Raw genomic sequence first — 20,868 nt, forward strand, 5'->3', positions numbered from 1 at the left:
GTCGCAGGCACTTCTAAGGTCTGAGCCGTCTGCATGACTTCGGTCATCGGACGGCTTTTTGGCATCACGCCCCACTTACCCCATCTCATTCATGCTCGTCAGTCGGGGACGAAACCCCAGCGCCGGAGAAGTGATCACCCAGGCGGTGAGCAATCCCGAACTGCGTGGTCGAATTCTGACCACCATCGGACTGCTTCTGCTGGTCCGCGTTGGCATCTACATCCCGATGCCGGGGATCGACCGTGTGGCCTTCCAGCAGTTCCTGGAAGGTGGGGGACAGCTGATCGGATTCCTCGACATCTTCACCGGTGGTGGTGTGTCGAGCCTGGGCATCTTTGCCCTCGGGATCCTTCCCTTTATCAACGCTTCCATCATCCTGCAGCTGCTCACTGCAGCCCTGCCGCAGCTCGAGGATCTACAGAAGAACGAAGGCGAAGCCGGACGGCGCAAGATCGCTCAGATCACGCGCTATGTGGCCCTTGGCTGGGGTCTCGTGCAGAGCGTTGTGTTTTCGCTCATCCTGCGTCAATACGCAACTGAGGGCTTGAGCGATCTGGTCTTCGTTGTGCAGACATCGCTGGCACTGGTGACCGGATCGATGGTGGTGATGTGGCTCAGTGAAGTGATCACCGAGCGGGGGATCGGCCAGGGTGCCTCCCTGGTGATCTTCCTGAACATCGTGGCCACGCTGCCGCAAACAGTGGGTGGCGCTGTGACCCAGGCACAGACAGGTGATCGGGGCACCGTGCTCGATCTGATCAAGATCACGCTTGTGTTTCTGGCCACGATTGTCGGGATCGTGTTCGTCCAGGAAGCCTCCAGACGCCTGCCGATCGTGAGTGCGAAACGCCAGGTGGGTGGAACGGGCACCCTGCCCAATCGCCAGAGCTACCTCCCGATGAAGCTGAATGCAGGGGGGGTGATGCCCATCATCTTCGCTTCGGCCATGCTGTTTCTTCCCGTCACGCTGGCCCAGTTCGCCAAGCAGGAGTGGTTATCGAGGGCTGTCGGTGCGATTCAGCCCGGTAACTGGCCCTACTACTTGCTCTACTTCGCTCTAATCCTGGCCTTTGCCTACTTCTACGCGTCACTCACCCTCAATCCAACCGACATTGCCAGCAACCTCAAGCGAGGGGGCGTGGCCATTCCTGGAGTGCGCCCGGGAACGGCCACAGCCAACTACATCTCCGGAGTGCAAGCGCGCCTCACCTTGCTGGGCGGCCTGTTCCTAGGGGCCGTCGTGATCATCCCGTCGCTGATCGAAACCACCAGCCAGGTGAAGCTGGGAGGGCTCGGCTCAACGTCTCTCCTAATTCTGGTGGGCGTCGCAATCGACACCGCCAAGCAGGTTCAGACCTACGTGGTCTCTCAGCGCTATGAGGGCCTCGTCCGCCAGTAGGTCAACAGCAAAGCGCAGTCAACCTTCCATTGGCTCGCAATCGTGCCAATCACACCCCATTGCCATCGAAGCCATGAAAAAACGTCTCCTCTTTCTCGGCCCACCAGGTGCCGGGAAAGGTACCCAGGCGGCCCGATTGTGTAGTCAGCATGGGATGAAGCACCTCTCGACCGGCGACCTGCTGCGGGCCGAGGTGGCAGCAGGAAGCGATCTCGGCAAAGAAGCCGAAGCCGTGATGAACCGCGGAGAACTGGTGAGTGATGCCCTGGTCCTGGCGATCGTGAAGGGGCAGCTCGGGGCACTGGGAGACGGGGGCTGGCTTCTGGATGGCTTCCCTCGCAATGTTGCTCAAGCTGAAGCCCTGGAACCGCTTCTGCAGGAGATCAGCCAGCCATTAGAAGCCGTTGTGCTGCTCGAACTCGACGACGCTGTCCTGATGGCACGCATGCTTGCCCGCGGTCGAGATGACGACAACGAAGAGGTCATCCGCCATCGTCTCGAGGTCTATCGCGAACAAACAGCACCTCTGATTCACCATTACCGCCAACAGAACCTGTTGATCTCAGTGGAAGCGCAAGGCAGCATCGAATCGATCACCGAGCGGATCGAAGAAGCCTTGAGAAAGGGGTGACAACCGCCCTGTGGTAAGTTAGCTGTTTGGAATTTTGGAGAGCCACACCCCATGAAGGTGCGCGCCTCGGTCAAGAAAATGTGCGAAAAGTGCCGCGTGATTCGTCGTCACGGCCGGGTCATGGTGATCTGCACCAACCCAAAGCACAAGCAGCGCCAGGGTTGAGCCCTAGCTGCCGGTCAGCTGACCGCTGACCACCGCCTCAATTGCCACCGTTAGGTGGTACCTGTCCCCCCTCGATTGTTTGCTCAGTGGCAAGGATTGCTGGTGTCGACATTCCCCGCGATAAGCGGGTTGAAGTCGCCCTCACCTACATCTACGGAATCGGTCCCACCCGGGCCCGCACCATCCTGTCCAAGACCGGTGTCAACCCAGACACCAGAGTCAAGGATCTGGAAGATGGTGATGTGCAAAAGCTGCGCGGAGCCACTGAAGCCTTCACCATCGAAGGTGACCTACGTCGTCAGGAGGGCATGGCCCTCAAGCGTCTGCAGGACATTGGTTGCCTGCGTGGTCGTCGGCACCGCATGAGCCTTCCAGTTCGCGGCCAACGCACCCGCACGAACGCCCGCACCCGTCGCGGCGCCCGCAAAACCGTGGCCGGCAAGAAGAAGTAAGGCGTGCCACATCGCCCTAGAGGCGAGCCAGCGTCAGCTTCGATCGTCCCCTTTTCACTGCCTTAAGGCCCCCGTTCATGGCCAAGACCGCTAAAAAATCTGGCCCCAAAAAGGCCAAACGCAACGTTCCCAACGGCGTTGCCCACATTCAGAGCACGTTCAACAACACGATCGTCTCAATCACCGATACCACTGGAGAAGTGATCTCCTGGTCGTCCGCCGGTGCCAGCGGCTTCAAAGGTGCTCGCAAAGGCACCCCCTTTGCTGCTCAAACAGCTGCAGAAGCAGCCGCCCGCCGTGCGCTTGAGCAAGGCATGCGCCAGATTGAAGTGCTTGTCCGTGGTCCGGGCTCCGGCCGTGAAACCGCAATCCGTGCTCTCCAAGTCGCAGGCCTGGAAATCACCCTGATTCGCGACGTCACGCCACTGCCCCACAACGGCTGCCGCCGCTCCAAGCGCCGTCGCGTCTAATTCGCAACGGCCCACTGGATTCTCCCCCTTAACCCCGCTTCAGATCGTGCTGCAATACCAGATCGACCGTATCGAGCATCAGATCGCTGATGATCGCGCCCAAACCGGCGTGTTCCTCATCGGTCCGCTGGAGCGCGGTCAAGCCACCACGTTGGGGAACTCCCTACGTCGTGTGCTCATGGGTGGCCTTGAAGGCAGTGCCGTGACCGCCGTGCGAATCGCCGGCGTCAATCACGAGTACGCCACTGTGCCTGGAGTGCGTGAAGACGTTCTCGACATCCTGCTCAACTGCAAGCAGGTGAGCGTCAATAGCCGCTCAGCTGAACTCGAAATCGGACGCCTGGTCGTTGCTGGTCCCTCTGAGGTCAAGGCTCGCGATCTGCAGTTCTCCTCTCAAGTGCAGGTGGTTGATCCCGACCGCACCATCGCCACGGTGAGCGACGGCCATAGCCTCGAGCTTGAGGTCCATGTCGAGCGCGGCATTGGTTATCGCCCGGTCGATCGACACAGTGAAGACACCAGCGCCATTGATCTTCTTCAGATCGATGCTGTGTTCATGCCCGTGCATCGAGTGAATTTCACCATCGATGAAACGGCTGTTGCCGAGGGTGGCTCTGCTCGTGAACGCTTGCGCATGGAGGTGGTGACCGACGGCTCGATCACACCCGATGACGCCATCGCTGAGGCAGCCAATCAGCTGATTGAGCTCTTCCAGCCTCTTGCCACTGTCACGATGGTGGAAGAGCCCGGCCTGGAACCCGAGCCTTCGGCGGAAGCCCAGATTCCCCTTGAAGAGCTCAACCTGTCCGTTCGTGCCTACAACTGCCTGAAGCGTGCACAGGTCAATTCCGTCTCCGATCTGATGGGCTTCAGCTATGAGGACTTGCTGGAGATCAAGAACTTCGGTTCCAAGTCAGCCGATGAGGTAATCGAAGCCCTCGAGCGCATCGGCATCTCGATTCCCCAGAGCCGCACGAGCGCCTGATTTTTCGTTCTTTACACCCCGCGTCTGCCAGAACCATGCGTCACCAATGTCGAGTTCCTCAGCTAGGCCGTCCGGCTGACCAACGCAAGGCCATGCTTCGCGGCCTGACGACCCAGTTGATCCGCGAAGGTCGTGTGACCACCACCAAAGCTCGTGCCAAGGCGCTGCGTGACGAAGCCGAGCGGATGATCACCCTGGCCAAGGACGGCAGCTTGGCCGCCCGGCGCCGGGCTATCGGCTACATCTACGACAAGCAGCTGGTTCACACCCTGTTTGACAAGGCTCAAGACCGCTACGGCGATCGCAAAGGTGGATACACCCGCATCACACGCACGGTGCCCCGTCGTGGCGACAACGCCGAAATGGCCATTATTGAATTGGTCTGAATCGGGCCTGAGTCCTGATCAGTATGGAGCCCTCGTCTGCAGCTGAGGCGCCGTCACTTCGACGGATTGCCCTCAGCCTGCAGTACGAGGGTTCCGCATTTTGTGGCTGGCAGCGACAACGGCAGGGCAACAGCGTGCAGGCCGTTTTGGAAGATGCCATCTGCCAATTAGACCCCCATCGTCCCGTGCAGACGTTTGCCGCCGGGCGCACCGACGCTGGCGTTCACGCAGCCGGGCAAGTGGTGCATTTTGATTGTTGCGGTCCAATTCCAGCCTGGCGTTGGGCGCCAGCCCTGAATGGTCGTCTACCAGGAAGCATCCGGGTACGCGAGGCAGTGGAACGGCCTCTCTCCTGGCATGCCTGTTATTCAGCCACGTATAGGCGCTACCGCTACACCGTGTACAACGGCCGACGGCCGAATCTGTTCCTGGCCCCGTGGAGCTGGCATCGCTATCAGAGGAAGCTGAACGATGGCTTAATGACCGAGGCGCTTGAGGGCCTGCTGGGACTCCATGATTTCAGCGCCTTTATGCGCGCCGGCAGCCGACGAGCCCATGCGCGCACCACCATTCAGGAGGTGAGCCTGGAGCGCCAAGGAGACCTCGTGAACGTCGAGATCCAGGCCAGTGGATTTCTCTACGGCATGGTGCGTCTGCTCATGGGGCAACTCGTGGCTTTAGGCGAGCAGCGGCTCACCTTGGAGACCTTCGAAAGGCGCTGGCGAGAGCGGCGGCGCAATGAAGTGAAGGATGCCGCCCCTGCGCAAGGTCTCTGCCTTCTTCGCGCTGGTTATGGGGAGTCCATCTTTACGAAAGGCGGGTGGTACGATTGCCAGCCGCGGTATTTTCTGGCATCGCAGGATCCCCCACCGGATCCGCCAGCGTTGCCGAAAACAGACTGACACCATGCCGGATGCAGTCATGCGCCGGCCAGATCGGCCCGTTCCGCTCCCTCCAGAGTCTTATTTCCCACCAGGGTGAGACCCACGACGAGGTAAGCTCATCCATTGAGCTTTGATCAGGACGCACTCTGCGGCCGATCCTTTTTGCCCAGCTCCGCCAGCTCAGGTGGGGCATACCCGAACCGGCATGCCGGCGCGATGAACAAGACATCCGTTCCCTCAATCGATTCAATCGAACGCCAGTGGTATCTGGTGGACGCTGAGAATCAGACCCTTGGCCGTTTGGCCACCGAGGTCGCTTCTGTGTTGCGTGGCAAGAACAAGGCCAGCTTCACCCCCCACCTCGACACCGGCGATTTCGTCATCGTGGTGAACGCTGACAAAATTCGCGTCAGCGGCAACAAGCCCCAGCAAAAGCTGTACCGCCGCCATTCCGGTCGCCCGGGCGGAATGAAGGTTGAAACCTTCGAGCATCTGCAGGAGCGTCTGCCCGAGCGGATCGTGGAAAAAGCCATCAAAGGCATGCTTCCTCATAACGCCCTAGGACGCCAGCTGTTCCGCAAGCTCAAGGTCTACAAGGGCAGCGAGCATCCTCATGCCGCCCAGCAGCCCCAGCCCCTCCAGCTCGATCCCGCCGCTTCCGCCAAATGAGCACCAACAATTCCGTCGTCTACTGGGGCACTGGTCGCCGTAAGACCTCTGTCGCGCGTGTTCGCCTCGTGCCCGGCAATGGCACGATCACCATCAACGGGCGCCCTGGTGACAATTACCTGAACTACAACCCCGCCTACATCGCAGCTGTCAAAGCTCCTCTTCAGACTCTGGGCCTGATTACCGAGTACGACGTCCTGGTCAATGTGCGTGGTGGCGGTCTCACCGGCCAGGCGGATGCCATCAAGCAGGGCGCAGCCCGTGCGCTTTGTGAGCTGTCTGCCGACAACCGCAAGCCCTTGAAAACCGAAGGCCACCTCAGCCGCGACCCGCGCGCCAAGGAACGCCGCAAGTACGGCCTCAAGAAAGCCCGCAAAGCTCCTCAGTTCTCCAAGCGCTGATCTTCTGTCATGCCTAAGCCCGACATTCACCCCACCTGGTATCCCGATGCCAAGGTCATTTGCAACGGAGAGGTGGTGATGACCACTGGCTCCACCCAGCCCGAGATCCATGTCGACGTCTGGAGCGGGAACCACCCCTTCTTCACCGGCACCCAGAAGATCCTCGACACCGAGGGACGTGTGGACCGTTTCATGCGCAAGTACGGCATGGGCGGTGCAGGTGAAGCCGCAGGCGAGAAGAAAGCCGCCAAGAGTGACGCCGCAAAGACCGAAGCCTGAAATTGCTCCAAGCAACGGTCTGACTCGCTTGTCTGACCCTCTTGCCCCCAGTCGCGGAGACCACTCTGCGACTGGGGTTGTTTTTTGATCACTGCGTGCCGAAGGGGATGGAGATCGCAACCCTGATCAGCCGGCTGGAAGCAGCCACGACGAGTTTTCACACTCTGGAACGGCAACTGGCGGATCCAGACGTGGCCTCCGATCCCAAGAGACTCCAGGCGATTGCCCGCGAACGCTCCAGATTGGAACCCCTCGTGCAGGACTACCAGAGCCTGCAGCAGGTGGACGAAGAACTCCAACAGGCGGAAGCGTTGCTGAGAGAAAGCCGAGGGGATGAGGCCATGGAGGAGCTGGTCCGACAGGAGATCCAGGAACTGACGCTGACGCAAGACGCCCTCGTTCGGAAGGTGACACTGGCACTGCTCCCTAGTGATCCCCGCGACGAACGCAGCGTCATGCTCGAGATCAGAGCCGGAGCAGGAGGTGATGAAGCCTGCCTTTGGGCCGGTCATCTGGCGCGCATGTATGAACGCTATGGCAGCCGCCAGGGATGGAACGTGCAGCCTGTCAGCGCCAGTGCGGCGGATCTCGGTGGTTACCGCGAACTGATTCTCTCCGTGAAGGGCGACGCGGTGTTCAGCCAATTGAAATTTGAAGCGGGAGTACACCGCGTGCAGAGGGTACCGGCCACCGAATCCCAGGGCCGTGTTCACACCTCAACGGCCACCGTGGCAGTGATGCCAGAAGCGGATCCTGTCGAGGTGCAGATCGATCCAACTGATCTAGAGATCAGCACCGCCCGATCCGGCGGCGCAGGTGGCCAGAACGTCAACAAGGTGGAAACAGCCGTAGACCTTCTGCACAAACCCAGCGGCATCCGCGTGTTCTGTACCCAGGAGCGCTCTCAACTGCAAAACCGCGAGCGTGCCTTGGAGATTCTGCGCGCCAAGCTTTATGAAAGGCAGCTGGCGGAAGCCAACGCCAAGGAGAGTTCAGCCCGTCGCGCCCAGGTCGGCACTGGTGACCGCAGTGAGAAGATCCGCACTTACAACGCCAAGGACAATCGGGTGACCGATCACCGACTCGGCCGCAACTTCAGCCTTGACCCCGTACTCGAGGGTCAAATGGACGATGTGATTGGAGCCTGTATCGCCGAGGAACAGCGGGCAAAACTCGAATCGCTCAGCGACGATGTCGACTGAGTCAGCCGTCGACGGAGTCAGCCAGGGTTATGCCCCAATCACATATTTGGCCCAGTCGGCCCGTTGGCCTGAATCAATCTGGCGTCTGGCTTCAAAGCTGAGGTGCCCCATGGGTCGATGCGGCTCACGCCGCAGCGGCATGTTGGCCTCCTGTGGAGTGCGGTTGCCCTTGCGAACATTGCAGCGAAGGCAGGCAGTGGTCACGTTTTCCCAGAGGTCGCCACCGCCGCGGCTGCGAGGCAGCACATGGTCAATCGAGAGCTGACCACCTCGACAACCGCAGTACTGACAACAGTGATTGTCGCGGTGGAAGAGGTTCCGGCGGGTGAGAGCGAGCTGGCGGAAGGGCACATGCACGTACTGGCGCAGACGGATCACCGTTGGCACATGGAAATCTCCGCGGAGGCAATGGTTGGGGTCATGCTCGAGCCCCTCTGCCTTTCCCTTCAACATCATCACGGTGGCACGGCGCCAGGTGGTGATATTGAGCGGCTCATAGGACGCATTGAGAACGAGAACCTGGACCATGCCAGCCCGCTGATTCCAAGGCATGCTACGGGCAATCCACGGATTGTTCCGTGCCCAGCGCGACCTTGGCTCCATGCGTGATCTGATCAGCAGCGGTCAGGAGGCATCAGGCCTGGATGACCAGAGGCAGCTGGACCCGCGACAGCGAGCCTGGCTGGAGGTCTCCCCGACTGCAATCGAGAGCAACGCGCGGGCGCTGCGGCGACTGCTTGATCCAAAGTGCGCGCTGATGGCCGTGGTGAAGGCGGACGGCTACGGCCATGGGGCCTCCACCGTGGCCAGAGCTGCGGTGGAGGGAGGTGCGGAACAGTTCGGAGTGGCCACACTTCAGGAGGGCATCGAGCTGCGTCGAGCAGGGCTTGATCAACCCATCCTGGTGTTGGGCAATCTTCATCAGGCTGACGAGCTAAGGGCCTGCCTCCACTGGCAATTGATGCCCACCCTGAGCAGCATGCGAGAGGCCTTGCTCTGCCAGAACCTCGCCGATGGCAGTGGTCGTCGCTTCCCCGTGCAGCTCAAGCTCGACACGGGCATGAGCAGGCTTGGCTGTGCCTGGGAGGATGCACCCCGTCTAACCGAGGCGATCACCCAGCTAGACCAACTGACATTGAACGGCATCTATAGCCACCTGGCCATGGCCGATGGTGGCAGCGATGGAGAGGGAGATCGGGTCACCCGCCTACAGCAGCAACGTTTCGAGCAGGTGCTTCGGGCCCTGCCTGCCTCAGGCGCCTTGCTTCATCTCGCCAATTCGGCTGGCACCCTGCGCGATCCGAGCCTGCATCACGATCTAGTACGTGTCGGGCTGGCTCTGTACGGCCACAGTCCCAGCGACCATTTGGAGTCAGTCGTGTCTCTTGAGCCAGCGATGGGAGTGAAAGCGCGCGTCACCTTGATCCGGGATGTTCAAGCAGGAGTTGGGGTGAGCTACGGGCATCGCTTCGTCACGGCACGACCGAGCCGATTGGCCGTGGTGGGCATCGGCTATGCCGATGGGGTGAGTCGCTGCCTGTCTGGGAAGATCACCGCCCTCTCCAACGGCAAGCCCTTGCCTCAAGTTGGGGCCATCACCATGGATCAACTGATCCTTGATGCCACCGATCAACCCAATCTGGAGGCCGGTGATGTGGTGACCCTGCTCGGTCGCGATGGTGATCAGTGCATCAGCCCCAGACTCTGGAGCAGCCTCAGCGATTCCATCCCCTGGGAAGTGCTGTGCAGCTTCAAGCATCGCCTACCTAGGGTGACGGTCTGAGCGCAGGCCCTGTTTGGCCCAAGCAGCTGCCGAGAATGGGCAACTGCTTGGTAAGGTGTGCAGGCCGCTGGAGAGGTGGCTGAGTGGTTGAAAGCGGCTCCCTGCTAAGGAGTTACAGGAGGCAACTTCTGTCGAGGGTTCGAATCCCTCCCTCTCCGTTGCACTGAGGGTTGTGGAGGTCATCCGACCTCCAAATCCGTTGATGCCTTTCTCTCAGAGCTGGCTCAGCGTCACTGCCCAAACGTGCGGTGCCCCTGTCCATCTGTTCCCTCTCGGGGATTCTCCCAATCCCGCAGATCGTTGTTCCAGTCTCCATCCCGCAAGCGTTTCAAGACTCTCTGCCGCGAGCAGGGGTTGCAGTCTCAACAGGTTCTCGACCAGCTCGTTGATCTTTACGTGGCCAGCCAAGGTGCCGTGCTGCATGGGCCCGGACACTCGATGCCGCCATCCCCGGTTCCTCTGCCAGAGGAAACCACAAGCGAGCTGATCGAACGCATTGAGCGGCTCGAATGCGACGACCGGGAATTCGTGCATGCCTTTGAGGTGCTCATTCACCGGGTGGAAGCTCTTGAGAGCCGGATTGGGCCACCGAGCGACGAACCCAAACACAAGCCCAAGCCTTGAAATGAAGAAGGGGTGGTTGCGACCACCCCTTGCCCTTGAGACCTCTTTTTGCGATCCGAGGGTGGCGGCCTCCTTGGGGATCACTTAGTTCTAAGCAGCGTGCAGATGCTTCCGCATGAGTGAGAGCACCTGTTTGGATGGATTGGACGCCAAACGAGAGCAACGATTGCTCAGCACCGAAATGCAGCCAGCTGTTGGGCCAGCTCCGGGAGCAGATCTTCATCACGGGCGCAATCAGCACCTTCGGTGAACACCACCAACAGTGTGGGCTCGCCTTCGGGAGGGATCCACCACGCCGCATCATGGCGGGCCTGACTCATCCAACCGGCCTTACTCCACAAGCAGCTGCCTTCTGGTAACCCTGCCCCCAGGAAGCCATCCACCTGATTCTCAGGGTCACGAGACCGCTCCTGCAAGTCGAGAGAGCGCAGCAGCAGATCGCGCAGCCGCTTGCAAGCCGGAGGGGACAACACCCCATCGGTCATCACCGCCTCGAGCATTCTGGCGGTGGCTGATGTGCTGAGGGCATTGCGATTGTCGAGGCTGGGGCCGTAAGAATCACGGTCCCGGCCGTAGGGTCCGTCCCCCCAAGTTTTCTGACAACAATTGACGTGCTCCAGTTCCGGCCAGCCGAACTTCAGCAACCAATCATTCACCAACCGGCGCTGACGTTGCCAGAGACGCCAGGCCTCCCCATGCAGGGATGGACCACTGGTCGTGCCAGTGAGCAGATCCACAAGCAGCCCTGTGGCGTCATTGCTTGAGTCAGCAATCATGTCGCGCATGGCTCGGCGCAACTCCGGCTCTTCTGGTATCAGATCCTGCTGAAGCCAGGCCTCAACGGCCATGGCGTAAACCAGCTTGACCACACTGGCGGGATAGATCAGTCGTTGATCTCCCCACGCCGCCCCGTAGCCACTCCCTGTGGTCGGATCCGATCGGTCGTAACGCACCCAGGTCAGAGCAAGCTGCTCAAGAAGGCCGTCACAACCATGGGACGCCAAGCGCTTGAGCTGAGCCGCCAGGTACTCCTGCATAACCTGGTCGGGACGGTAGAACGCCATGGCACTGGCATCTGACAATGCCGACCCTAGGCACCCCTCTGGCTCCTGAACTTCTCCATCCCGGAAGTCTCTGGGTCCTCGACTCCGGCGTGAACGGCTATGCCCGTTTTGCAGGGTCAAACCTGACGACGCAAGCTGCAGCAGGCCGATGCTTCCAGGTCCTCAACTGGCCGGATCACGGCCGCGTGCGAGTGCGTCTACTGGAAGACGGCTATCCCTGCTGGCTGGCAGTGGTCGACCTGATGGGGCAGGCCACAGCCACCCGTTTTTGGCGCCCGATTCTTTTCGACAGTCGCACCATCGCGGCCCGTCTTCCCGCAGTTCTGGACTGGGTCGCCATGGCTGCCGGGAGACACAACAGCTACCTCTGGGGGGGGACCCTCGGCCCAGACCTGGACTGTTCGGGTCTTGTGCAGAGCGCTTTCGCGAGCCAGGGAATCTGGTTGCCACGCGACGCCTATCAGCAAGAGCGCTTCTGCACCCCCATTGCCGTACAACCTGGACAAAGCCACCTCCTTCGTCCGGGGGATTTGCTCTTCTTTGGCACAGCCAAGCGCTGCACCCATGTGGCCATCCATCAGGGGGGAGGGCGCTACTGGCACAGCTCCGGCCGGGACCACGGCAGGAACGGCATCGGCAGAGACAGCATCGACCCCCGTGATCAACACCCAGTGGCCTGTCACTACCGCAACGAACTAAGAGGTGCGGGCCGAGTGGAACGCTGCCATGACGGCAGCACGCTGCCTTAGCGAACACACAGCAAGATGGTTGGCAGGACAAGCCGACGCACCATGGATCCGCTCTCCCTGCTTGCAAGCAGCCTTCTCGCCCAGTCGAGCTTTAGCCCACCAGGCGGATCTGCCCAGAGCATCGATTTAGCAGGAAAGTACATCCCTGGTGGCGTCCCAGCCCAGGGGCTTCCACCGGCTGGCTATCCACCGACTGGCTATCCAGCTCAGAGCCTTCCCAGCAGTGGATACGCTGCCAGCGGCCACTTTCTGCAGCACAGTCAGCCGATCCAGCAGCTGACTCTTGTGAGAACCATCTTTCAGGGAGATTGTCCTGGGGAAAGCGTGAATCCAGTCAAGGGAATCAGCTTCCTGGCATCCACTCCCCCGGCAAGTAAGCAGCGGATCGTGATCCGCAACAGCCGCACCGGCGGATACACCGATCGTGAATACGACGGTGGTCGCAGCAAGTCAGAGCGCTTCTGGATCAGCCTCGGCTCCAAACAGCATGGCAGCTTCCTCTCAGTGCAACCCGGAGCGAACCAGTTCCGCTGGAGAGTGACTCGGGCAGCCAACGCAGCCCTCCCCAAAGAGGGCTCCGCCATGCTCTACGTGACGACTGAAGACCGCGTGAGATATCGCGATTTCCGTTCGATCAATGAAGACGCCTATTGCCCAGGGGAGAAATACTCCAGTTCACGCACACCACTGAGCCAATGCAACCACGGGTACTACAAAGTTGAACGGGAAGGGGTCTGTCCTAACGGCACAAAGAGGATGCTGGGCACGCAAACCATCTACCGGCGCAACAGCACTTGGTGAGAAGCTCCAATGCATCCTTGAGCTCTGCCCCGTGGGCCTAGGTTGCTGTGACTGATCCAACAATGGGATGGCCCCCACCCCTGCGACCACACTCAATCTCTCCGTGGTGGTGCCTCTCTATAACGAGGAGGAGAGTCTGCCGGAACTGGTGGAACAGCTTCTGAAGGCTCTGCACCCAACCGGCGAAAGCTTTGAACTGGTGCTGGTGAACGATGGCTCCAGCGATCGAACTGCTGAGGTACTTGAACGCCTCAGCGCTGAGGTGCCCGAGCTCGTGGGCGTGCTTCTGCGCAAGAACTATGGACAAACAGCCGCCATGGCCGCTGGTTTTGACGTCGCCCGTGGCGAGATCATCGTCAGCCTCGATGGCGATCTGCAGAACGACCCCGCCGACATTCCCAAGTTGCTGGCCACATTGCGAGAGGGCTACGACCTCGTCAGCGGCTGGCGCCATCAACGCCAAGATGCAGCCCTGCAGCGGAAGCTTCCATCCAAGATCGCCAACCGGCTCATTGGTCGGGTGACGGGTGTACGACTCCACGACTACGGCTGCTCGCTCAAGGCCTACCGACGTGAAGTGCTCTCCGACATGCGCCTGTATGGCGAGCTTCATCGATTCCTTCCTGCACTGGCCTTCATCGAAGGCGCCAGGATTACGGAGGTGAAAGTCAATCACCGTGCCCGTCAGTACGGAAGCAGCAAATACGGCATCGACCGCACATTCCGCGTGCTGATGGACCTCCTCACCGTTTGGTTCATGAAGCGATTCCTGACCCGGCCGATGTACGTGTTCGGCTTCGCAGGTCTCGTGGCAATTGCCACAAGCCTGATCGCCAGCACCTATCTGCTCGTGATCAAGCTGATGGGAGATGACATTGGCCATCGTCCACTGATGACCCTGGCAGTCGTGCTCGGCTTGGCGGGGATTCAACTGTTCTGCTTCGGACTGTTAGCCGAGCTGTTGATCCGCACCTATCACGAAAGTCAGGATCGGCCGATTTACCGCATCCGCGAAACATTGCGAGGCGATTGAGTCGCCTCAGGCAGACTCCGCTACTCATCAGAGGGAATCTGCTTGATCGCCAGGTTGGTGAACACCACAGGCAAGTAAATCTCCATTGACCAGAGGGCCAGAAGCACTGCAAAGAGATTGCAGACCCAGCCGATTGCAAACAGAACTGGCAGCAAGGATGCGTAGCTGCCAGCACTCACCAGAGAAGCGATAAAAACATCTTGCGCGGCATCACCAACCGCCATCAGGGAAGCAAGAAACATCCAATTGGACGCATGAGCACAGGTCAATGCAACATCTTTTCTTCTGATCGCAAAAAACCAACGACTCGTGCTCTGCTGATAGCTGGCCAGCGCAAACAACAATGCAAAGACAGCCAAATTAGTGATCTGTCGTGTCGCGACAACCTCACGGGCCTCCATCCACAAATAACCGAAGCCAATCAACCAAATCCCACAACGAAGAACCACAAAGAGAAAACGCTCTCTGTGGTTCGGGCACCACTTAACAGGTCGACTTGGCATCAGGTTCAGTCCAGGAGCGCAACGTCTGAGCGAACAACCTCAATGGAGCTTGATGGGCCCATGCGCAGCACTCATCAGCGAGGAAGGGACCTAGAGAGTCTTTGAAGCGTTAGGAGGAAGAGAGATCGCTGGAGAGGGCGCCACACGGGTGGCACCACGCTGATGAGCCATTGCAACAGCAGCAGCCTCCATCACACGACTGTCAGCATCCCTGAGGCCTCGCCGCAGCAAGGGAAGAATCGACTGATCGCCCCAGCGACCCGCAAGGACCACAGCCTCAAGGCGCTCATCCGGGCCACCGTTCATCGCCTTGTGCAGTTGCTGCTTAAGGCCGAGGGCCTGGCCTGTGGTCATGGGTAGCTGCCATGCCAACTCAGCTGATGAAGCCTCTGCCTCTGCCTCTGCCACTGCCGCCTGAACAAGCTCCACCTGAGCACGGTTGAGGGCCGCGACGCTCGACACATCCGTACTACGCAGAAACGGTTTGCTTGGACGCCTTCCGAGGGAGTAGAGGACGAAAGCAAGAATGAAGGCAACGCCACCGACGAAGAACTGAGACATCAGACCAAACGGGAAGGGGCAACCCCGACCAACGTGAAACGGGGATTGAACTTTTATGTCGCCGGGAAAGCCTCAGGGAGGCCCATTGACTCTAGGACTCTAAAATCGTATCGATGCTTTGGGCCTGATCATGACTGGAGACTTTGCAGCAGCGTGGCTGCCTGTGGTGTTCGTGCCAATCATCGGAATTGTTTTCCCAGCTGTTTTCATCGTCCTCGTCGGTCGGGTTATTACCGCAGCCGAATAAGGACAACTCGTCAGAAGTTCCTTAACCAGCCACCAATCTCCAATGACCGTCACTCCCGCTGCCGACCCTTGCGTCGGCGACCTTTCAACACCTGTCAACAGCGGCTACTTCATGAAGTGGCTCATCAATAACCTGCCGCTGTATCGCCAAGGGATTACTCCCAACTTCCGCGGAATCGAAACCGGCGCAGCCTTTGGCTATTTGCTGTATGGCCCCTACACAATTTGTGGCCCCCTGCGCAATACCGACTACGCACAAACAGCCGGCCTCCTTGCTGCCATTGGTGCTGTTCACCTACTTACCCTGCTGTTTCTTCTCTACAACCAGCCAGGCAAGCATCCCAACATTCCTCCTTCAGATGTCACGGTAGAGAATCCTCCTGCCGACCTTTTCACCAGAAATGGCTGGGCTGAATTCACCAGTGGCTTCTGGCTTGGCGGATGTGGCGGCGCAGTCTTCGCTTGGCTGCTGTGCGACACCCTGCATGTCCAAGATTTGGTGAAAATTGCAGCTGGCGTTTGGAGCGTCGGCTGAATCAGCCAACAAGAGGGGCAGAGCGTCCCTACCATTTGAGCAATCAAACAAACAAAAGCCTGGGGCATTCTCTTTTGCCCCAGGCTTTTTCTTTGCAATCCTCCAATCATTCCAATCAACAAAGTTCGCCAATATAAGCAGACTAATCAATAAAAAAAGTCAAGACATCTCCAACTAAATCCAGGCAAGGCAGCTCGGAAACCCACTCCATCGACACAGCTCCTCTGCCAGGATCTGGTCTTGTTTCTACCGTTTGCCGGTCACTTGAGATCCGTATCCCAACCATTTCTCAAGAGACCTGTCCTGACAGTGGTGTGCACGCTGCTTGTGTTGCTCACCGGTCTGGTGTCTCTCGTCGGTCTTGGCCTGGAAGATCTACCCGAACTCGCACCCACCCAGGTGAGCGTGAGAGCGAGGTTCCCATCTGCCTCTCCAGAAGTTGTTGAACAGAGCGTTACCACCGTTCTGGAACAGCAGCTCAACGGCCTCGATGGACTCGACAGCATCCAGTCCACAAGCAGCCAAGGTCAGTCAAGGATCAGCTTGCGCTTCAAAGAGGGCGATCCACAGCTCAACGCGATCAAAGTCCAGAACGAAGTCAATCTGGCGATACGACGTTTGCCTCAGGCAGTGACACGCCAAGGGCTGAGCGTGAACAGGTCCTCCAATGATCTACTGATGATCATTGGATTTAGCCATCCAGGCGATCAGTACGTCTCCACATTTCTACCCGGTTGGGTTGAGAAATCCCTGCGTGAGTCGCTGCGCACGCTTCCTGGCATTGGAGAAGTGCGCGTGTTCGGGAGTAGCGAGCTGGCCTATCGCCTCTGGCTTGATCCCCAGAAACTCGAGCAGGCCCATCTCACCGTGACCGACGTGAGTCGAGCTTTAGCGGAGCAAAACGTTCTGGCGGCCATTGGATCAATCGGCAGTGCACCGGCTCCAGCTGGTCAGCTGCTGTCTCTTCCCGTGGATGCCGATGGGCGACTGCGCAGCCAGTGGGAACTCGAAGCGATGGTGATTCAGAGATTGCCGAATGGGGGGCTGATGCGTCTCCGCGATGTCGGACGGGTCGCGCTTGGACAACGCAGTTATGGACGAGCGGCGATAAACCTCCAGGGGGAGAGGTCTATCGCCGTTGGCATCTGGCAACGTGATGGTGCCAATGCCTTGCAGCTCAGTCGCGCCATACAGACGACCCTCGAACGCCTGGAAAAGGGTTTTCCACCAGGGATCACGATGCAGATGATCGTGGATCGAGCCGACACGATTCAGGCCAATCTTGACCGCACGCTTGGGACCCTTCGCGATGCGGTGATCCTGGTGTTGATCGTGCTGGTGTTGTTTCTCGGTCGATGGCGTCTGGCCATGGTCCCAGGGATCACCGTACCGATCTCCTTGATGGGCAGCATTCTTCTGGTTCGACTGAGCGGGTCCAACATCAACAGCCTGATCTTGTTTGGGTTGGTGCTAGCCACAGGGATCGTGGTCGATGACGCGATCGTGGTGAGTGAAGAGATCGCCGATCGCATTGAAAAGGGAGATCCACCGCTCGAGGCAGCGGAACAAGCGATGGAGGAGTTATCCGGGGCGGTTGTAGCCACGTCGCTTGTGCTGGCCGCAGTGTTTGTCCCGATTTGGCTGATACCTGGTTCCATCGGACGTCTCTATCAGCCAATCGCCATTGCCGTCACCGGGGCGATCCTGTTCTCAACCCTGAACGCTCTGACCTTCACGCCGATGGCCTCGGCAAGGGTGCTCCGTTCTGGACGCGGACGGCTCCCAGGGCCAATCCAAAGCGTGAGCAATCGTCTGCGCACCTGGATGAAGAAGACCGAATTGCAATATTCCAAGAGTCTTCGTCGCGTACTGGCTCGGCCCCAGGTAATGGGGGCTGTGTTGCTCGTTTGCCTAGTGATCACAGCGATCAGCTTGAAAACGATGCCTACTGCATTCATCCCGAATGAAGATCAAGGCCAGATTCGTGGTTATTTCAGCCTGCCTGAAGGAGCAAGTCTGGAACGAAGTATTTCCACAATGAACGAAATTCGAGAAGTGATTAGCAAAGAACCATTGATTCGTTCAGGTAATTTCTATGCCGGAAGTTCCTTTGGCCAAAGCGGTGAAGACAAAGGCTCCTTTTTCCTAAGGCTGCGATCACTCGATCGGAGGAATGGTGAAAGCCAGAGCGATCAGGCCATCAAAAGACGATTGCAATCAGCCCTCAATCAGAGCATCAAAGCGGCGAGGGTGGTGCTGTTCACACCACCAACAGTGGGAGGATTCAGCGGGGATTCAGCACTGACGGTTCAACTGCTGGATCGCAGCGGGGGACAACTGAGCCTTCCCCAATTCGAACAAGTCGCTGATCAGTTCATCCGCATCGCACGAGACAGTGGAAAGTTTGAGCGCGTGGGAACTCGTTTTGATGCGAGCTCCTCGCGCTGGATTCTCGAACTGGATCGGGACCAGATGGCGGCGCTCAATCTTCCTTACAGAGAAACATTGAATGCGATCGGCACTGCCATCGGAGGGCGATATCTCGACGATACGTTCGCCGATGGGGAAATCCGCAGCATTTGGCTGCAACTGGAAGGCCGAGACCGCAGTAATCCGGAAGACATCCGATCCCTAATGCTGCGCACGAATGACGGCAAGCTGGTCAGCGCGTCAAACGTCGCAGCCTTGAGACTGGGCGAAGCGACTGCATCGATCGATCACTTCGCCTTGAATCGGTCCATCTCTGTGAGTGCAGTTCCAGCCAGCGGGATCAGCAGCGGTCAGGCGATCACCCTGCTCGAAGAAGCAGGCGAACAGCTCGGCGGCGGCAACATTGGGCTGGCCTTTACAGGACTGGCAGCAGAGGAGCGGAATGCCGAGGGGATGACATGGGCCTTCTTCGGCCTCAGTGTTGTGGTGGTCTATCTGCTGCTCGCGGGCCTATACGAAAGCTTTCTTGATCCACTGGTGATTTTGCTCACGGTGCCGATCGCATTGATGGGGGCCCTAGCCGGCCTCAGTGTGCGGGGCCTTCCTCTGGATGTATTCGCGCAGATGGGGCTGCTCGTGCTGATTAGCCTTGCAGCCAAAAACGGCATCCTGATTATTGAATTTGCCAATCAGAGGCTGCGCGCGGGACGCCCCCTCCTTGAAGCGATTACTGACGCCGCAGAGGAACGCATGCGTCCGATCCTCCTGACAGCCATCACCTCTCTTGCTGGCTTTGTGCCTCTGCTTCTGGCCAGCGGCAGTGGATCCGCCAGTCGTATCAGTATCGGTACGGTTGTCTTCAGTGGCTTGTTGGTGTCCACGCTGCTATCGCTGTTTGTGGTGCCGTCGATGTATCTGCTCCTGAAGCAACGGGATGGATTGGGCCTTCAGGGCTGGATCAGAGGCACGGGGGAAAGCCCTTGAAGACTGGAACTGCACGCAACCGACCATCCCAGGCTGAAACGACGAGCAGTAAGCAGGATCGGCAGGCATCACCGATCGAGTGAGCCACCAGCGACAGCAGCTTCCCAGGCTGCTGCGAAGTGTTTCGCAGGCAAGGAGACCACATGATGGGAATCTCTTCTGGGAGAGCAGCCCATGTTCCAGCCCATTGAGGCGCTCCGCAGGTGGCATCCACTCATGCCCTCAGCCTGCACAAGCAAGACGACAAACCAGCGAGGCCAGGGGGTCTGAGACAACCCCAAAACCAACTGTGATGGTTTGGGGTTGGAAGGCTCCATCCACACCCAAGCGATCCATCGCCACTCCAATCAACCGGCTGATCAGCAAAAGCAGCTTTCATCAGTCGGACTCGGGCCAAAAAGATTCGACGTATCACGACCAAGCCGAATAGATTCACGGGCCGTGTCCGTAGAGGCACCAGTATTGAGGCGAGAACCGCTTGACGACGACTAGCTCGCAACCTTCGATATCGACAGCTCCAAGGCGGATCGACTTCGATCTCACCCCCTATATGGCGAGCGACGATCGCATTGCTCTCTGGCAAATTTTCAGCACCGTGGCACCAATCATCGCGGTGGCCATGGCAATTGGGTCCGTCACCCAGTCTTTCAACATGCAGGCATTGGTGCTGACACCAGTTCTTGTGATCCTTCTGGTTCTGCTATTGAGCAGAAGCTTTTCGCTCATGCATGACTGCGGCCATCAGAGCTTATTTCGCTCCAAACAAGCCAACCGCATCGCAGCCTTTGGCCTGAGCCTGATCCACGGCATGCCTCAACACCCCTGGTCACGAGGGCACGCATTTCACCACCAACACAATGGCAATTGGGATCGCTACCGCGGCCCATCGGCACTGATCACACGCCAAGAATACGAAGCGAAATCAAACCGAGCCAAATTCATCTACAGAATTCTCCGCCACCCTCTATTACTATTTCCTGGTGGATTTTTCTATCTGATCATCAAACCAAGAATGGCACTTCTGCTCGGCTTTGCCGAGTTTGTGCTGCATGCAATCAAAAGCATTTATACGATGGCCACAAGCGGCAGGTGGGTCTCTCCTGAGAAGATCATCAGAAATCATCAATCAAGCTTTTTCTATACACGTGGGGAGGTGATCGATACGATTGCAAATACATTATGCGTAGCGTTGCTCTGGTGGTGGATCGGCAGCAGCATTGGCCATTGGCACTTCTGGGCCCTCTATGCCCCCGTCATGGCATGCAGTGCAGCACTGATGATTGCGGTATTCTTCATCCAGCATAATTTCCCTGATTCATACACCAGCGGAGAAGAGAACTGGAGCTATTTCAAGGGCGCAATTGAAGGATCTTCCTTCCTCCAACTCCCTGCTGTGTTGAATTGGTTCACCGCTGACATTGCTTACCACCATATTCACCACCTCTCTGAGCGGATACCGAACTATCGCTTAAAGCAGTGCCATCTGGCCAACCTTCATTTATTGGATAGCGTCCGGTACCTGTACCTGGAAGAGATTGGAACGTGTTTTTCATTGATCCTTTGGGATCGCAACCAACTCGAACTCACTTCACCAACACACTGACCAGAGCCATTTGGGTGAGTCCTATCGGC

At 58.6% G+C, this 20,868-nt stretch carries 25 protein-coding genes and 1 tRNA gene; 22 read left to right on the forward strand and 4 right to left on the reverse strand.

Annotation, left to right across the window (positions count from 1 at the left end; all coding sequences use genetic code 11):
• Nucleotides 1-91: 91 nt before the first annotated feature.
• The 12 genes from secY (at nucleotide 92) to prfA (ending at nucleotide 7,923) form a co-directional block, all read left to right on the forward strand.
• Nucleotides 92-1,399 carry a preprotein translocase subunit SecY gene (gene secY / locus DXY10_RS10910; protein ID WP_115019285.1) on the forward strand — a complete coding sequence of 436 codons (1,308 nt, stop codon included), beginning with the start codon at nucleotides 92-94 and terminating at the stop codon, nucleotides 1,397-1,399.
• Between the two features lie 73 nt (nucleotides 1,400-1,472).
• Entirely contained in the window at nucleotides 1,473-2,030 is a 558-nt protein-coding gene (locus DXY10_RS10915) for an adenylate kinase (RefSeq protein WP_115019287.1), read from the forward strand.
• Nucleotides 2,031-2,081: 51 nt separating this feature from the next.
• Nucleotides 2,082-2,195: a 50S ribosomal protein L36 gene (gene rpmJ, locus DXY10_RS10920; RefSeq protein ID WP_007100636.1), complete on the forward strand. Its 114-nt coding sequence runs from the start codon at nucleotides 2,082-2,084 to the stop codon at nucleotides 2,193-2,195.
• 86 nt (nucleotides 2,196-2,281) lie between these two features.
• A complete protein-coding gene (gene rpsM, locus DXY10_RS10925) occupies nucleotides 2,282-2,647 on the forward strand; it encodes a 30S ribosomal protein S13 (RefSeq protein WP_115019289.1) in 366 nt (121 codons plus the stop codon).
• A 77-nt stretch (nucleotides 2,648-2,724) separates the two neighbouring features.
• On the forward strand, nucleotides 2,725-3,117 hold the full coding sequence (gene rpsK / locus DXY10_RS10930) for a 30S ribosomal protein S11 (protein WP_115019291.1): 393 nt from the start codon (nucleotides 2,725-2,727) through the stop codon (nucleotides 3,115-3,117).
• A gap of 46 nt (nucleotides 3,118-3,163) precedes the next feature.
• Complete coding sequence (locus DXY10_RS10935; RefSeq protein WP_115019293.1) at nucleotides 3,164-4,102, forward strand: DNA-directed RNA polymerase subunit alpha; 939 nt, start codon at nucleotides 3,164-3,166, stop codon at nucleotides 4,100-4,102.
• A gap of 35 nt (nucleotides 4,103-4,137) precedes the next feature.
• Nucleotides 4,138-4,488: a 50S ribosomal protein L17 gene (gene rplQ, locus DXY10_RS10940; protein ID WP_115019295.1), complete on the forward strand. Its 351-nt coding sequence runs from the start codon at nucleotides 4,138-4,140 to the stop codon at nucleotides 4,486-4,488.
• 23 nt (nucleotides 4,489-4,511) lie between these two features.
• Nucleotides 4,512-5,390: a tRNA pseudouridine(38-40) synthase TruA gene (truA, locus tag DXY10_RS10945; protein ID WP_115019297.1), complete on the forward strand. Its 879-nt coding sequence runs from the start codon at nucleotides 4,512-4,514 to the stop codon at nucleotides 5,388-5,390.
• Between the two features lie 198 nt (nucleotides 5,391-5,588).
• Nucleotides 5,589-6,041: a 50S ribosomal protein L13 gene (rplM, locus tag DXY10_RS10950; RefSeq protein WP_115019361.1), complete on the forward strand. Its 453-nt coding sequence runs from the start codon at nucleotides 5,589-5,591 to the stop codon at nucleotides 6,039-6,041.
• On the forward strand, nucleotides 6,038-6,442 hold the full coding sequence (rpsI, locus tag DXY10_RS10955; RefSeq protein WP_115019299.1) for a 30S ribosomal protein S9: 405 nt from the start codon (nucleotides 6,038-6,040) through the stop codon (nucleotides 6,440-6,442). Before rplM ends, rpsI begins: the two co-directional genes overlap by 4 nt.
• A gap of 9 nt (nucleotides 6,443-6,451) precedes the next feature.
• Nucleotides 6,452-6,721: a 50S ribosomal protein L31 gene (rpmE, locus tag DXY10_RS10960; RefSeq protein ID WP_115019301.1), complete on the forward strand. Its 270-nt coding sequence runs from the start codon at nucleotides 6,452-6,454 to the stop codon at nucleotides 6,719-6,721.
• Nucleotides 6,722-6,828: 107 nt separating this feature from the next.
• Entirely contained in the window at nucleotides 6,829-7,923 is a 1,095-nt protein-coding gene (gene prfA, locus DXY10_RS10965; protein WP_115019303.1) for a peptide chain release factor 1, read from the forward strand.
• 27 nt (nucleotides 7,924-7,950) lie between these two features.
• Here prfA and DXY10_RS10970 read toward each other — a convergent pair whose 3' ends face one another.
• Complete coding sequence (locus tag DXY10_RS10970; protein WP_115019363.1) at nucleotides 7,951-8,451, reverse strand: HNH endonuclease; 501 nt, start codon at nucleotides 8,449-8,451, stop codon at nucleotides 7,951-7,953.
• Between the two features lie 73 nt (nucleotides 8,452-8,524).
• On the opposite strand from DXY10_RS10970, the gene alr reads away from it, so the two are divergent.
• The 3 genes from alr to DXY10_RS10985 all read left to right on the forward strand — a co-directional run bounded on the left by alr (nucleotide 8,525) and on the right by DXY10_RS10985 (nucleotide 10,330).
• Nucleotides 8,525-9,706: an alanine racemase gene (gene alr, locus DXY10_RS10975; RefSeq protein WP_115019365.1), complete on the forward strand. Its 1,182-nt coding sequence runs from the start codon at nucleotides 8,525-8,527 to the stop codon at nucleotides 9,704-9,706.
• A gap of 69 nt (nucleotides 9,707-9,775) precedes the next feature.
• Nucleotides 9,776-9,864, forward strand: a tRNA-Ser gene (locus tag DXY10_RS10980).
• Nucleotides 9,865-10,006: 142 nt separating this feature from the next.
• A complete protein-coding gene (locus tag DXY10_RS10985; RefSeq protein ID WP_136989182.1) occupies nucleotides 10,007-10,330 on the forward strand; it encodes a hypothetical protein in 324 nt (107 codons plus the stop codon).
• Nucleotides 10,331-10,500: 170 nt separating this feature from the next.
• Here the strand turns inward: DXY10_RS10985 and DXY10_RS10990 are convergent, their stop codons facing one another.
• Complete coding sequence (locus DXY10_RS10990; RefSeq protein WP_115019367.1) at nucleotides 10,501-11,394, reverse strand: serine hydrolase; 894 nt, start codon at nucleotides 11,392-11,394, stop codon at nucleotides 10,501-10,503.
• A 17-nt stretch (nucleotides 11,395-11,411) separates the two neighbouring features.
• Between DXY10_RS10990 and DXY10_RS10995 the strand changes: the two genes are divergently transcribed.
• From DXY10_RS10995 to DXY10_RS11005, 3 genes are all read left to right on the forward strand, one after another.
• Complete coding sequence (locus tag DXY10_RS10995; RefSeq protein WP_115019307.1) at nucleotides 11,412-12,143, forward strand: C40 family peptidase; 732 nt, start codon at nucleotides 11,412-11,414, stop codon at nucleotides 12,141-12,143.
• Between the two features lie 42 nt (nucleotides 12,144-12,185).
• Nucleotides 12,186-12,944 carry a hypothetical protein gene (locus DXY10_RS11000; RefSeq protein WP_244282276.1) on the forward strand — a complete coding sequence of 253 codons (759 nt, stop codon included), beginning with the start codon at nucleotides 12,186-12,188 and terminating at the stop codon, nucleotides 12,942-12,944.
• Between the two features lie 67 nt (nucleotides 12,945-13,011).
• A complete protein-coding gene (locus DXY10_RS11005) occupies nucleotides 13,012-13,977 on the forward strand; it encodes a glycosyltransferase family 2 protein (RefSeq protein WP_115019309.1) in 966 nt (321 codons plus the stop codon).
• A gap of 20 nt (nucleotides 13,978-13,997) precedes the next feature.
• Here DXY10_RS11005 and DXY10_RS14305 read toward each other — a convergent pair whose 3' ends face one another.
• Both DXY10_RS14305 and DXY10_RS11015 read right to left on the reverse strand, forming a co-directional pair.
• A complete protein-coding gene (locus DXY10_RS14305) occupies nucleotides 13,998-14,219 on the reverse strand; it encodes a hypothetical protein (protein WP_136989184.1) in 222 nt (73 codons plus the stop codon).
• Nucleotides 14,220-14,570: 351 nt separating this feature from the next.
• The gene (locus DXY10_RS11015) at nucleotides 14,571-15,041 is read right to left on the reverse strand and encodes a HEAT repeat domain-containing protein (protein WP_115019313.1); all 471 of its coding nucleotides are present in this window, start codon (nucleotides 15,039-15,041) and stop codon (nucleotides 14,571-14,573) included.
• 130 nt (nucleotides 15,042-15,171) lie between these two features.
• On the opposite strand from DXY10_RS11015, the gene DXY10_RS11020 reads away from it, so the two are divergent.
• The 4 genes from DXY10_RS11020 to DXY10_RS11035 all read left to right on the forward strand — a co-directional run bounded on the left by DXY10_RS11020 (nucleotide 15,172) and on the right by DXY10_RS11035 (nucleotide 20,839).
• The gene (locus DXY10_RS11020; protein ID WP_115019370.1) at nucleotides 15,172-15,288 is read left to right on the forward strand and encodes a photosystem I reaction center subunit VIII; all 117 of its coding nucleotides are present in this window, start codon (nucleotides 15,172-15,174) and stop codon (nucleotides 15,286-15,288) included.
• Between the two features lie 42 nt (nucleotides 15,289-15,330).
• On the forward strand, nucleotides 15,331-15,822 hold the full coding sequence (locus DXY10_RS11025) for a photosystem I reaction center protein subunit XI (RefSeq protein WP_115019315.1): 492 nt from the start codon (nucleotides 15,331-15,333) through the stop codon (nucleotides 15,820-15,822).
• Between the two features lie 264 nt (nucleotides 15,823-16,086).
• Entirely contained in the window at nucleotides 16,087-19,236 is a 3,150-nt protein-coding gene (locus tag DXY10_RS11030) for an efflux RND transporter permease subunit (protein ID WP_115019372.1), read from the forward strand.
• 550 nt (nucleotides 19,237-19,786) lie between these two features.
• On the forward strand, nucleotides 19,787-20,839 hold the full coding sequence (locus DXY10_RS11035; RefSeq protein WP_115019317.1) for a fatty acid desaturase: 1,053 nt from the start codon (nucleotides 19,787-19,789) through the stop codon (nucleotides 20,837-20,839).
• Nucleotides 20,840-20,868 lie beyond the last annotated feature (29 nt).

Source organism: Synechococcus sp. UW140 (assembly GCF_900474295.1).
In the GTDB taxonomy this organism is placed as follows: Bacteria; Cyanobacteriota; Cyanobacteriia; order PCC-6307; family Cyanobiaceae; genus Synechococcus_C.